Source organism: Fumia xinanensis, from assembly GCF_014384905.1.
Classification (GTDB): domain Bacteria; phylum Bacillota; class Clostridia; order Oscillospirales; family Ruminococcaceae; genus Fumia; species Fumia xinanensis.
In genome coordinates, this window is record NZ_JACRSV010000002.1 from 66,865 (window position 1) to 79,718 (window position 12,854).

Annotated in this window: 15 protein-coding genes; 8 read left to right on the plus strand and 7 right to left on the minus strand. The window is 47.1% G+C overall.

Annotated elements, in window-relative coordinates; all coding sequences use genetic code 11:
* Nucleotides 1–44 precede the first annotated feature (44 nt).
* Nucleotides 45–1,121: a Gfo/Idh/MocA family protein gene (locus H8710_RS06905; protein ID WP_249294779.1), complete on the plus strand. Its 1,077-nt coding sequence runs from the start codon at nucleotides 45–47 to the stop codon at nucleotides 1,119–1,121.
* A gap of 314 nt (nucleotides 1,122–1,435) precedes the next feature.
* Here the strand turns inward: H8710_RS06905 and glmM are convergent, their stop codons facing one another.
* Nucleotides 1,436–2,788 carry a phosphoglucosamine mutase gene (gene glmM / locus H8710_RS06910; protein WP_249294780.1) on the minus strand — a complete coding sequence of 451 codons (1,353 nt, stop codon included), beginning with the start codon at nucleotides 2,786–2,788 and terminating at the stop codon, nucleotides 1,436–1,438.
* A gap of 374 nt (nucleotides 2,789–3,162) precedes the next feature.
* Complete coding sequence (trhA, locus tag H8710_RS06915) at nucleotides 3,163–3,822, minus strand: PAQR family membrane homeostasis protein TrhA (protein WP_249294781.1); 660 nt, start codon at nucleotides 3,820–3,822, stop codon at nucleotides 3,163–3,165.
* A 493-nt stretch (nucleotides 3,823–4,315) separates the two neighbouring features.
* On the opposite strand from trhA, the gene rpsF reads away from it, so the two are divergent.
* The 4 genes from rpsF to H8710_RS06935 all read left to right on the plus strand — a co-directional run bounded on the left by rpsF (nucleotide 4,316) and on the right by H8710_RS06935 (nucleotide 5,886).
* Nucleotides 4,316–4,609: a 30S ribosomal protein S6 gene (gene rpsF / locus H8710_RS06920; RefSeq protein ID WP_249294782.1), complete on the plus strand. Its 294-nt coding sequence runs from the start codon at nucleotides 4,316–4,318 to the stop codon at nucleotides 4,607–4,609.
* A gap of 13 nt (nucleotides 4,610–4,622) precedes the next feature.
* Nucleotides 4,623–5,093: a single-stranded DNA-binding protein gene (locus H8710_RS06925; RefSeq protein WP_249294783.1), complete on the plus strand. Its 471-nt coding sequence runs from the start codon at nucleotides 4,623–4,625 to the stop codon at nucleotides 5,091–5,093.
* Nucleotides 5,094–5,141: 48 nt separating this feature from the next.
* Complete coding sequence (gene rpsR / locus H8710_RS06930; protein WP_249294784.1) at nucleotides 5,142–5,378, plus strand: 30S ribosomal protein S18; 237 nt, start codon at nucleotides 5,142–5,144, stop codon at nucleotides 5,376–5,378.
* 136 nt (nucleotides 5,379–5,514) lie between these two features.
* Nucleotides 5,515–5,886 carry a DUF6483 family protein gene (locus tag H8710_RS06935; protein ID WP_283242814.1) on the plus strand — a complete coding sequence of 124 codons (372 nt, stop codon included), beginning with the start codon at nucleotides 5,515–5,517 and terminating at the stop codon, nucleotides 5,884–5,886.
* A gap of 55 nt (nucleotides 5,887–5,941) precedes the next feature.
* Here the strand turns inward: H8710_RS06935 and H8710_RS06940 are convergent, their stop codons facing one another.
* From H8710_RS06940 to H8710_RS06955, 4 genes are all read right to left on the minus strand, one after another.
* Nucleotides 5,942–6,823: a hypothetical protein gene (locus H8710_RS06940; protein WP_249294786.1), complete on the minus strand. Its 882-nt coding sequence runs from the start codon at nucleotides 6,821–6,823 to the stop codon at nucleotides 5,942–5,944.
* Nucleotides 6,824–6,988: 165 nt separating this feature from the next.
* A complete protein-coding gene (locus tag H8710_RS06945) occupies nucleotides 6,989–7,156 on the minus strand; it encodes a hypothetical protein (RefSeq protein ID WP_249294787.1) in 168 nt (55 codons plus the stop codon).
* Nucleotides 7,157–7,284: 128 nt separating this feature from the next.
* A complete protein-coding gene (rbr, locus tag H8710_RS06950; protein WP_249294788.1) occupies nucleotides 7,285–7,821 on the minus strand; it encodes a rubrerythrin in 537 nt (178 codons plus the stop codon).
* A 53-nt stretch (nucleotides 7,822–7,874) separates the two neighbouring features.
* Nucleotides 7,875–8,285, minus strand: a complete 411-nt coding sequence (locus H8710_RS06955; protein WP_249294789.1) for a Fur family transcriptional regulator — start codon at nucleotides 8,283–8,285, stop codon at nucleotides 7,875–7,877.
* A 281-nt stretch (nucleotides 8,286–8,566) separates the two neighbouring features.
* Here H8710_RS06955 and spoVAC point away from each other — a divergent pair, with 281 nt between their 5' ends.
* Nucleotides 8,567–9,010, plus strand: coding sequence for a stage V sporulation protein AC (gene spoVAC, locus H8710_RS06960; RefSeq protein WP_249294790.1), 444 nt, complete (start codon nucleotides 8,567–8,569; stop codon nucleotides 9,008–9,010).
* 80 nt (nucleotides 9,011–9,090) lie between these two features.
* Here spoVAC and H8710_RS06965 read toward each other — a convergent pair whose 3' ends face one another.
* Entirely contained in the window at nucleotides 9,091–11,058 is a 1,968-nt protein-coding gene (locus H8710_RS06965; RefSeq protein WP_249294791.1) for a hypothetical protein, read from the minus strand.
* Between the two features lie 184 nt (nucleotides 11,059–11,242).
* Here H8710_RS06965 and spoVAD point away from each other — a divergent pair, with 184 nt between their 5' ends.
* Together spoVAD and spoVAE are read left to right on the plus strand one after the other, a co-directional pair.
* A complete protein-coding gene (spoVAD, locus tag H8710_RS06970; protein WP_249294792.1) occupies nucleotides 11,243–12,274 on the plus strand; it encodes a stage V sporulation protein AD in 1,032 nt (343 codons plus the stop codon).
* Between the two features lie 8 nt (nucleotides 12,275–12,282).
* The gene (gene spoVAE, locus H8710_RS06975) at nucleotides 12,283–12,642 is read left to right on the plus strand and encodes a stage V sporulation protein AE (protein WP_249295309.1); all 360 of its coding nucleotides are present in this window, start codon (nucleotides 12,283–12,285) and stop codon (nucleotides 12,640–12,642) included.
* The last annotated feature ends 212 nt before the right edge of the window (nucleotides 12,643–12,854 follow it).

Below are 12,854 nucleotides of genomic sequence, written 5' to 3' on the forward strand. Positions count from 1 at the left end.
TGCACAAAACCGGCCAAAATGCCCGGAAAGGAATATTGATTGGAATGAAACCGTTAAAAATAGCAATGATGTCGATGACCCACGGCCATACCAGAAAATATTATCAGACTTTGATGGAAAATCCAAAGCTCGATTGGATCGCCGTGTCGGTCGCCAACGATGAAGTGAAAAAAGTGTTTCTCGACAGTGTAAGCGGAATTCCCTGCTATGACAGCGACATGGAAATGCTGGATGCCCATCCCGAAATCGAAGCAGTTGTTTTAGCCAGCGAAAACTCTGAGCATCTTCGTCAGATGAAGCTCTGTGCTGAGCGGGGAATCCATATACTCTCGATGAAAATTCCATCCTTCGATATGAAGGAATACGACGAAATGATAAAAGTTTGCGAAGATGCGGGTGTTGTGTGCCAGATTGAGTTAGAACTTCATTACAATCCTGTGGTCAACCGGCTCAAAGAGCTGAATGCTCAGCAGGTAAACGGAGCGCTCAAATCCTTTGAAGCGACGAATATTACACTGTCTCCCGTCTGGGCTTTTCCGTGGCAGGGCGTACCGGAAAAAAGTTATGGTAAGCGTGTGCCCTTAAAGGACGGCGACCATCGGTTCCGCGGGGGAGCACTTTGCGACCACCCTCATATATTTGATCTGATCCGGGAAATGACAAACAGTGAGTTCGATTTTATTTTTGCCCAGGTTGCACCGAATATCAGGCGTGATATCGAAGAAGAGGATATGGTGTCGGTAGCCGGGCGGATGAAAAATGGAGTGGTATTCCTTTTAGACCCATCTTGGTCGAGAACCGAAGCAAAGCTCAAGGTCCCTGGACCGGGATGGGAAGTGTTCCCCAAACGGATGGAGGTCAATGTTATTCTCAACAGCGAAAAGGGAACAATATTGACCGATTGCTTTGGGCCGAACGTTTACCATAATGCTACGCCGCAGAATAAGTATTGCGTTCAATATACCTATTTTGACGAATGGATCGGTCTGGTGGACGAATTTGTTGACTGTGTGCGGAACCATAAAACACCTAAGATTAATCTCCGCTGGCACCAGAATACCATTAAAGCGATGAATGCTTGCTACGAAAGCATTGAGACGGGAAAAGCCGTCAAACTTTAATTCCTTTAACATCTCTCATAATCTCCATAATACGGAAAAAGTGCGCTTCCAGCATTTGGAAGCGCACTTTTTCTCACGATGAAGGCAGTAAATCAGGCTTTTCCACTCAAAGGATGAACTCTTTCCCGGCGGTGCGTTTACGAGACATGTTATTTCATCGCAACAAGATAAAAGCCATCCAAAAAGAAGCATTTCTTTCTGGATGGCTGCAAAATATAAACGAAGAGTGTCATTCCGCTTATACTTTGACTTCATTATTGCACCAGCTGGCAGCAGAGGGTTGCCGGTAGGAGAAGCCGGGTGCAAAAACCGCCTTACGCACCAAGATTGCGCTTCATGATGCTGGCGATGAAATCAGCTTTTTCTTTCATCAGAGGCAGGTCCTGCCCCTCAATCATAATGCGGATCATGGGTTCGGTCCCGGAGGGGCGCACCAGCACCCGGCCGTTGTCCTCAAAAATCCGTTCCACCTGGTGGATGGCCTCCATGATTTCCACGTCGTCGATGTACTCGTATTTGCGTTCATTGTCGATGGTAACATTGACAGTCACCTGGGGCATTACCGTCATGATGGAAGCCAGTTCCGACAGTTTTTTACCGGTGTGCTTCATGACTGAAAGGAGCTGAAGTACGGTGATGAGTCCGTCGCCGGTGGTGTTGTGCTCCAAAAAAATCACATGGCCAGACTGCTCTCCGCCCAGAACATAGCCGTCCTTGAGCATTTTTTCCAGTACATATCGGTCTCCCACTTTGGTCTTTTTCACAGTGATTCCATTGGCGTCCCCCATTTTAAACAGCCCCAGGTTGCTCATGACGGTGGCAACAATGGTGTCTTTTTTGAGTTTTCCCTGGCTTTTCAGGTAGTTTCCGCAGATGGACAGCACCCGGTCGCCGTCGATGAGATTTCCCAGTTCGTCCACCGCCATCAGGCGGTCGGCATCGCCGTCGAATGCAAATCCGATGTCAGCACCTGTTTCTTTGACCAGGCGGGTGACTTCCTCAATATGGGTGGAACCACAGTTTGCGTTGATATTGAGTCCATCAGGGTCATCGTGAATAATGGTGCAGTCCACCCCCAGTTTCCGGAGAGCAGGGGGGGCAGTAAAGGATGCGGCGCCGTTGCCGCAGTCTACCGCAGCCTTGATGCCGTCCAAGCGGGTGTCAACTGTAGTGAGAATATAGCTGATATAGTCGTCCAGCGCTGTATCGATATGGTCGATAGTGCCGATGTTGGCGCCGTCGGGCAAATCCAGTGTGTGCAGGGCGCCGCGGACAATAGCTTCGATTTTATCTTCCAGATCATCGTCCAGCTTATAGCCGTTTGAATTAAAAAACTTAATCCCATTGTATTCCATAGGGTTGTGAGAAGCAGAAATCATGGCGCTGGCATCTGCCTTGTATTCCCGAGTCAGGTAGGCTAACGCAGGAGTGGGCAGGACCCCTAAGGGGATGGCCACCGCACCAATGGAAGTAAAGCCTGCAATGAGGGCCGCCTCAATCATGTCGCCGGAGATGCGGGTGTCCCGTCCAATGAGGATACGGGGTTTCTGCTTTCCTTGGGTGGTGAGCACGGTAGCTGCCGCACGCCCGATGTCAAAGCACATCTGCGCCGTCAATTCTGTCCCCGCGACGCCTCTGACGCCGTCCGTTCCAAAAAGTCTCGCCATAAAATCTCCATTCTGCCGCCGCGTGCAGCCAATTCGGAAGCCATCCTGCCAGCGCGGAAAAGTGAGCAGGAGGGATATTTTTCCGTTTCTTTTCGGCCGTTTACCGAATGTCTATAAGCTTTTGGTCATTTAGTTTCATTTTTTCCAATATTTGTAGTCTAGCACACTTCTTATAAAAAATCAAATAATATTTAACGAAATAAATAACAAAATTAAAGTTTTGCGCAGCTTAGATGATGACGATTCTTCCAAAAAGTGGGTTCTTTTATCAAAATTTATGAGGGATGGGGACAAAAAATGCGGCGGGGAATCCAACAAACAAAAAAGCGGCCCCTCCCGGCAATACTGGGAGAGGCCGCTTGAAAATCTAAGTATTACACCATAATGATGTAGAATAAAATCGCAAAATAATGAAGTACCGCCCCCGCAAGGACGAATAAATGCCAGATGGAATGCATGAATTTAACTGATTTCAGCTTGTAGAAGATGATACCTCCGGTGTAGCACAGCCCACCGATGAGCATGAGCCAAAGCCCAGCCGACGCCATAGACTTTATCATGGGGACGATGGCCAAAACGATGGCCCATCCGGCGATGATGTAAAAGACCATGGAAATTTTTTTAAACCGCTCAACGCTGATGGAGTTGAGAACGATTCCTAGAATACACACGCCCCACACGATGCCGAACAGCACCCATCCGAAGGCCCCGTGGAGCAGGACAAGGGTAATTGGTGTGTAGCTACCCGCGATGAGCAGGTATATAGTGGTGTGGTCGAAGATGCGGAAAACATATTTTGCCCGGTTGGGGGCCAAGGCGTGGTAGATGGTTGACATGGTAAAAAGAATGATGAGGCTGAACCCATAAATAGAGGCGCTGACGATCCGCCAGGGATCCCCTGTGAGGGCGGCAAAGACGATCATGATAACCGTCCCGGCGGCGGCCAGCAGGGTGCCGAGGCCGTGGGTGACGGCATTGGCGATTTCCTCACCCAAGGTGTAGCCATAGCTGTTTTTTTTCGGTATGCCGGACATAATTGTTCTCCTTTGCAGTGCCGCATATGCGGATTTATTCTTTTTTATTCAAATATATGGGCGCAGCGTTATATCAAAGACAAAGCATAAGTTTGGTGCCCAAAAATAGAAAATGGTCATAGCCGACTGTTCGAAGTCATTGTAAAAACGAATCTCCTCAATTAATTGCCAAGCCGAATCCGTTAGACCCTATTATAGTCCTTTGGACGGAAAAAATAAAGCATCTTTTGTAACATTAATCGCTGAAAAAATGTACGAAAGCATGTTCCATTGTAAAATCAAATGAATAGCTCGCTTTGCATTTGTTGTGTTTTGCTGTGCTTTTCTCCACTAAAAGGCGATTTTTGAGAAATTATACGGATAAAAAGCTTGACTTTGCAGGGAAACACTGGTATAATCAATCTGTTATCGGCGCGATTGCCGGTATCTATTTTATTTCCTTGCTCCGGACACAGGTTTCGGGGCCGTGAAGTCCAGAAGGAGGTGCTTTTAAATGGCAAAAGTAAATGAGAATTACGAGGCAGTCATCATCTTCAGCATGAAGCAGGACGAAGAGGCGATCAAAGCTTTGATCGAAAAATTCGGCAAGCTCATCGAGAAAAATGGGACTCTGGAGAGCGTTGACGAGTGGGGCAAAAGAACCCTTGCTTATGAAATCAACGACGAAACCGAAGGTTACTACGTACTCTACAACTTTAATTCTGTGCCGTCTTTCCCCACGGAAATGGAGAGAAGACTGAACATCACAGATGGTATTCTCCGTTCTTTGATCGTGACCAGAGTGTAATGGAGGCGGCAGTATGTTAAACCGTATTATTTTAATGGGAAGACTAGTTGCCGACCCCGAACTCAGACAAACCCAGAGCGGCGTTTCTGTCGCTTCGTTTCGAATCGCGGTCGACAGAAATTACCAGTCTAAGGACACCGGCGAGCGTCAGGCTGATTTTATCAGTTGCGTAGCATGGCGTCAGACTGGGGAATTTATCAGCAGATATTTTCAAAAGGGCCGTATGATTGCCCTGGAGGGAAGCCTGCAGACCCGCAATTACGAAGACAAGACCGGAGCCAAAAGAACCGCATATGAAGTCATCGTCGATCAGGCTTATTTCGCGGACAGCAAGCCCGCGGGAGGACAAACTTCCGCTGGTGCTACGCCGTTTCCCACCCAGCCGCCTCAGTTTGAAGAGCCCCAGCGGGGCAACAGCCTTTCGGTAGGCGACTTCGGTAGTTTTGAGGAAATTGACACCGATGACGGCGATCTGCCGTTCTGATTTTGGCGCGATTCAAATTGAAAACCTGCTGAAAGGAGAACCAGAGTTATGGATAGAAATAACCGCGGCAGAAAGCCCCGCAGAAAAGTCTGCGCTTTCTGCGTTGATAAAGTGGAAAACATCGATTACAAAACAATCGGCAAATACAGCCGTAAGGTGCTGTCCGAGAGAGCAAAAATTGTTCCGAGGCGTGTAACTGGCACCTGTGCAAAGCATCAGCGTCAGCTGACCGTTGCTGTGAAGCGCGCTCGTCATATCGCTTTGCTTCCCTATGTAAACGACTAAGTTTATGTGTTAAAATTCCCTTTTCCTGTTGGAAAAGGGAATTTTTTTCTATCCGCAATGTTATTTTTTTCTTTGAAGACAGTTTTTCGGGAAAAGCGTGCTATACTGAGAGGAAAAGGACGGGAGGGAGTGCTGGATGTTCCGAGAGGATTGGCTGATGAGGCAGATTGAAGGGATGGCGAATGTGATCGCACAGGTGGTTTTCCACAAGAAAAACACGACGTTTGACCTTGACGACGAAATTCAGGAGTCGAGAGCGGCAATTTTCCATGACAAGTTAAAAGACTTGCTGTCAGAAGGGAAGGTAAATCAGGCGGAAAATTTGCTGTTTGAATCGCTGGATCCCGGCGATCGCTGTTACCTTGCTTTGGCGCTGGATTTTTACGTCACCCTCGATGGATGGGACGAAAACCGGCTCAGTAGATGTGATTTTTCACGGGATGAAGTGGCTATGGGGCTTTCCGATGTGCTCCGGATATACGGTTTGTCTCAGCTGGAAATCAAATAAAACTCCCCCGATGAAGCGGAGGAGTTTTTATTTTGTGAAAAGTCTCGCAAAAGGGTTAAACGTCTTTTGGGACAAAAGAAAGTACTTGGTAACCTTTTAGTACCAGCCTTCCGTCCTCCTGCTGCTCAAATGTAAAAGAATGAAGAGGGTTTTGGGCTTTTAAGGATTCAATATTTTCCGCCGTGCAGGCGACGCCGCCAACGGCAATGGGGCAACCCGCTCCCTGGGTTTTCCCCATGAGAGCGGAAACACGGATAAACTTGCCGCTTTCGCTCCAAGACAGAATCACTGGGCAAGGGCTTTCGTCGGTTGGCTGTTCCATAGGCTTTGCAAAGATTTCTTCGTCAGAGAAGTAGGTAAAAGGGTGGGATGAGAGGAATTCCTGAGAAGCAGGGAGAAAATCATCCCCAAAGAGTTCAGCCACTTTTTCTATGGCATTATCCCGATAATAGAACTCACAGGGAGAACTTTGCTGCAAAAACAACCGGAAAAGCTCATGGTCGGGATAAGCGGGGCAGGTATAACTGCCGGTTTCTGCACTGTATTCAATGGGGAGAAGTACGGCTCCCGTATGGTAAAGGGCGGTTTGCAGCGCTGAGGAATAGTCCAGTGGAACACCGTCGCTAAATTCCGGCAGCAAAACGCCGTCTGGGCCACAGTATAGGGTAATCTGATAGGCGAGAATGCGAGCGGTATCATCATTGTGTATAGGTTGTTCCGGAAGAAGGGGAATGCACTCCGAGGCAGAAGCTTGTGGAATGACCGGCAGGCGCTCATTGGTTGCAGGAGTGGCTGCCTGTATCTGGGCAACGACACTGGGAGGGGTGATGGGAAGGCCTGCCCCAACTGTGGGAGAAGAGGAATCGCAGCCTGTGCAAAGTATCGCAGCAACGAGAATAGCTGCGGCAAAAGTTCTTTTGCATCGTGAGCTTGTCATAGAGCAAGCCTCCTTTCATTTGATTATTTTGATTATATAGTGTAAGAAAAAGCAGTATTTGTTTCATCCAACCAAAAAATATTTCAAAAATTTGGCAGTTATTTTATAGTAAAGTATTTCCCAGTAAAAATGACAAACGGCCCGTTTCATGAAACGGGCCGTTTGTCATTTCGATTGTGTCTCTTCGTCCGAATCTGGGAGCCTATAATGGTTATGAGTGGTGTTACCACAATTGTTGCCGATTCCCCCTTTAGCGGGAGCAATGAGAAATCCGAGAATAATACCTGTCAGCAGGCAGATGATTGACAGAAGAGCGGCGCTGGATTTTTTCATGGGAAAGCCTCCTTACTTACTGGAATGGTTTCTATCTCCAGTATGACACAAGTCATTGGATTTGTCTATCATCTGCAAAAAAATAAAACCCGGCAGGTCGCAATGACCTGCTGGGTTTATGATTAAGTTTAATAATTTTCTGCACGGACCTGAAAATAGGCTTGAGGATGGGAACAGACGGGGCAAATTTCGGGGGCCTTTTTGCCGATGACGATGTGGCCGCAGTTAGAGCACTGCCAAATGGTATCCCCATCTTTTGAAAAGACCAAGCCGTTCTCCACATTGGCGAGAAGCTTTAAGTATCTCTCTTCGTGCTCTTTTTCAATTTTTGCCACTTCTTCGAACAGGAAGGCAATGTGATCGAATCCTTCTTCCTTGGCCTCTTTGGCAAATGTGGCATACATGTCGGTCCACTCATAGTTTTCGCCGGCAGCAGCATCCTTTAAATTGGTTGCGGTGTCAGGAATTCCGTCATGCAGCAGTTTAAACCAGATTTTTGCATGCTCTTTTTCGTTGTTTGCAGTCTCCTCAAAGAGGGCGGCAATCTGGACATAACCGTCTTTTTTCGCTTTTGATGCATAGTAAGTGTATTTGTTTCTCGCCTGAGATTCCCCTGCAAATGCGGCCTGCAGGTTGGCTTCTGTTCTAGAACCTTTTAAATTCATGTCAATATCCTCCTTAAATGTCAATATTTTTCATCCCAAACGGGGTGAAATGGTCAGTGTTTGATACAGCCAATGATATTCACGTCCACTCGTTTCAGTTCGACGCCTTTGATAGGATGTTTTTCAAAATATCCGTTAATTAAATCCATAAGCTCCCTATCATCGTAATCCTGCACTTCGCGGGTTTCGCAGTCGCAGACATGTATGTGGTCGTGGGTGTTGACATCATAGATCACCGGTTCCCCTGCGGTGTTGATCTTCATGATCACATTTTTCTTTTCGAAAGTGTTCAAGATGTTATAGGCGGTTGCAACAGTTAGGTTGATGTTTCGATCTTTGAGAGCCGCCAGCACATCGTCTACTGTGACATGGGTATTCAGTTCTTTTAAAACCCGCAGGACATCGAGGCGCTGCTGCGTCACCTGAATCCCATTCTGTTTGAGAATTGCTTTCAAATTTTCCATAAAACCACCTAATTTAGAATTACTATAATTTTATTATAAAGGAAGGTTATTGCTTTGTCAAGAAGGAAATCAAAAAATGCATCAAATTGCTTTGATTAAATGGTAATAACAAACTTTTACAGATAAGTCTGGTAAATATTCCATTTCCATTCTTGTAATAAAAAATAACTTGTATGAAAGAATAATAGGTGTATTTGACTGGAATTTGAGGCGGATTCCTTCAAATCCTACAAGTTTTACAAATTTTCAGCGGCTTTGCCGTTAGAAAGGTGCGACTATTCATGAAAGTAACCAAACAGGAATACAGTGAGATGACAAAACAGGCATCCCACAATACCAAAAGTTATTTTACCATCCCCATGGCATTTTTGATTGGCGGCCTGATCTGCGTTTTAGGGCAGGCTCTTATCTTTCTTTATCAATACTGGGGCATGAGTACCGAAAAAGCCTCTTCGTTGGCGTCTATCACCCTGGTGCTTCTCAGTGCGTTGGCCACTGGTTTCGGAATTTATGATAAGCTGGCTAAACACGCTGGAGCAGGTACGCTGGTTCCTATTACCGGATTTGCCAACGCGGTGGTTTCACCAGCTTTGGAGTTTAAAAGCGAGGGACTGATTTTGGGGTTGGGTGCAAAACTCTTTATCATTGCAGGGCCGGTTATTGTTTACGGCGTTGCAGCGTCGATCCTTTACGGCGTGATTTACTGGGTTTTCTCCATAATATAGTGCCTCTCTTTCTGTGAAAATAGAGATTTCCTTTTTTATAAAATAAAAATGGCGCAGTGATGAAACTACGCCATTAAAAGTTATTTTACTGTAAAGCAGGCAAAGCCATAGGGGGCAATATCAGTGGATAATTTTACCTTACTGCCGTCTAAGCTGCCCTCACAGCAGTAGCAGTCCAGTGAGGTATATTCCCGATCGAGATTGATTTCAGGGGTGAAAATTTCGTCCGAAAAAAAGTTCCAAATACCTACTGTCATCTGGCTGCCGTTTCTGCGGCAAAGCATATAAGTGTTAGGATGGCCGAAACAAGTGGCAGGGAGAGGTTCTCCTTGAAGCCATTCAATACCCTTTGCAAGCTGTTTTGGACGAAAATAATTGCGGAATACAGTGGTGGGACACATCATATTTGTGGAGCCAAAGGAAGCAGCAGAGAAAGAATAAACCATAAATTTTTGGTGCCTTGAATTTTCATAGAGATAGCAGGCCGGATAACTGTTTTCCTCTAACACGCCGTTGGGGGGCAACAGACCTAACCCTTCAGAACAGTGATAAAATTTGCTAAGAATTTTGGCTCCTTTTTTTAATTGAAAATGATAGAATACTTTATCATCGTCTGCACTCGCTAAAATCAGCTCATCTTCTTCGATAAATTTCTCTGCAAGAGGAGTTTTGGCTCTTTCAAAGGATTCGATACCCACATCGCCCCCTTTTTTCATGAGTTTTTTGGCGCCGGAGGCATCTAAGATCACGCCGCGGTTTAACATTCCGTCGTCTAGATATTTTGCGTTCTCACCAAAGGCCAGAATAGCTCCTTCTTTGTTTTCGTATGTGGTAGGCAGACCATTGTCGGTCATGAACCACTGAGAAACAACTGGAAGCAAACCGATGGAGCTGTAATGCTCAACGCGGCAGTCCGCATCAAATTCAATGGATGCAAACTGTTCAGGCACTTCAAGAACATTGAGCCCAACTGTATCGCCAGTAAAGCGCCGCTCAATTTCGTCATAGAGGGGTTTGTTTCTGACATGGCGTTCTATGTAGCCGGTTTCATAGGTTGCAGAGGAATTGTAATCCACCATGTATTTTAAAATGCCGTCAGTTTTTCCATCTGCCCTTAAAACAGTGTCGAAACCTTCCAGCAAAGCGGCGGGGACGTTGTGCCTGGGCCGTGGGAAGGTGTCACCCTCGGTCAAAAGCTCAATATCCTTATGACGGCACCATTGAGATTCCAAGCGGGCGGTCTCAATGGAGGTGGCAAAGTTTGGAATACAGGCCCAATAGGGAGCGCCTGTCAAGCGGATCAGAGCTTTATTGCCGCCCGCTATAGTTTTGGCAAGCTTGTCTAAAGTGATCCCTTCGATATTGAAAGAGGACCAGTTGGAGCTTAATCCCACACGAATTTCAGGGTTAACTGAGTGGATGGCATTGCCGATTTTGTCGGCAAGGCTGTTTAAGGTTTCACCCTGGAGCGCCCTGAAAGTATCTCGATATTTATTTTGCCCTTGGCGGTAGACCTTGTCGTTTAATTCCTCAACGGTGATATTTTCGCCCAGCCGTTCTCTCAAAATAGCCATATGCTTTTCACAGCAGCAACCCATTCTATCGAAGAGGGCCTTTCCGCCGGTCAGGGTAAAATCATCTTCCAACAAAATTAATTTTACACCGGTGCCTGCAACCCGTTTAAAGATGCTGCAGAGCTCGTTTGTAAAATCGTCGTACAAAGGGCAGTAGGCTCCTGGGATAGTATCCCCATTGCCTTTTAATGTGTGGATCTTTGTATAGGGAGCGTCATGATCAAAATAATAGGGGGCGCCGTAACCGATGGTGGGAGTCACCCAGGCTCCGACGGTGAAGCCGTTTTCCTCCAAAAAAGATTTATTTTCGATAAAATGCTCGTATTCCAGATCCTTCGCTTGCTGATTGCGCAGGATACGCCCATAAATTAACATGACAGCCTGAGGATCGGCCTTCTTTAGTTCACTGACAAGTTTTGCTTTTTGTGCGTCAGTCAGTTTTTTGTTCATCACGGGTATAATTGTTTTATACATGGGCTCACTCCTTATTGATAAAGTACCGGTTTGTTTCATTATACAGAATAAGTTTGTTGAAATAAATACGATTAGATGGATTCATCAATTTTGATGATGGATTGCTCACTTTTGATAAACAAATAATAATACGGTAGGAAATGCCCATACTAATCAAAAAAAGATTCCGGAAAGGAATGAAAATATGTCGAAAAAATTAGGTAGAAGTACCATTGAGATGGAGAACGCACCGGTGATCCGGGCCTCGGCCACAGTTGTGGGAAAAAAGGAGGGGGAAGGGCCGTTAAAAGAGGAATTTGATCTCATTAACAACGACACTTCCTTCAGCCAGGAAACTTGGGAAAAAGCAGAAAGTGAAATGCTCAGGGAAGCGGTGCAGACCGCTTTGCAGAAAGCTTCACTGAATTCCAGCGATGTGGAGTTCATTTTTGCAGGGGATTTGCTTAACCAGTGTATCGGCGCCACTTACGGCTTGCGGGAATTTCAGATTCCCTTTATCGGCATGTACGGAGCATGCTCCACAATGGCGGAGAGCCTTGCTATGGCTTCGATTTTTGTGGATAACGGCCTTGCCAGCAACGCTGTTGCTGTTACCTCCTCCCATTTCTGCTCGGCAGAGCGGCAATTCCGGTTCCCGCTGGAGTACGGCGGACAGCGGCCGCCCACAGCTCAATGGACGGCTACGGCATCCGGCGCCGCCATCGTGGGCACCGAGGAGGTGAGCGGCATGAACGTCTATGTCCGGTCGGTCTGCATGGGAACGATTCAGGATCTGGGCATCACCGATGCCAACAACATGGGTGCTGCCATGGCCCCGGCTGCCGCGTGGACCATCAAGACGTTTTTGGAAGACACCAAAACCAAACCCTCCGATTATGATTTGATCCTGACCGGTGACTTGGGCCAGGTGGGACGGGATTTGCTGCTGGAACTGCTGTTGAAAGACAACATCAGCATATCGGAGCAGCACGACGACTGCGGCCTCATCCTCTATGATCGAGAGAGCCAGGACGTCCACGCAGGCGGTTCCGGGTGCGGATGTTCCGCTTCGGTATTATGTTCGCAAATTCTCAGGCGGATGCGTGCGGGAGAACTGAACGAAGTCCTCTTTATGGCCACTGGAGCACTGATGTCGCCCACTTCGGTCCAGCAGGGAGAGAGCATTCCGGGAATCGCCCACCTCATCCACCTTTCCACCAGAAAAGGAGGAAATTAGTGATGTTTATGGAATTTTTAAAAGCATTTCTCATCGGCGGCGTCATCTGCGCCGTCGGACAGGTGCTTATCGACTATACAAAGCTCACGCCGGCGCGGATTCTTGTCTCCTTTGTGGTGGCGGGCGTCGTGCTGGGGGCACTTGGGTGGTATCAACCCCTTGTGGACTTTGCGGGAGCAGGCGCTTCAGTGCCCCTGACCGGCTTCGGCAACCTGCTGGCCAAAGGCGTGCGGGAAGCGGTGGGTAAAGACGGCCTGTTGGGCGTGCTTACCGGCGGATTGACGGCTACGGCAGGCGGTATTGCGGCTGCCATGATTTTTGGTTTGATCGTTGCCCTTATTTTCCGTCCCAAAGACAAGGGAGATTGACGAAAAATGAGTCCCGCTTCGGCGGGGCTTTTTTTCTGGTGTAAACAAATATCAGGAATACGATGGGCAATGTGCCTTCAAAACAAAAAACTTCCGCTTGGACGCAATCTGAAGAGCCATAAAATTGTGCGAAAAAAATAAACCCCAGTCTTTTACTGTATGACTGTGATAATTTCCCCCTTTGTTGGGAAAATAAATGAAAAGCGCATTCT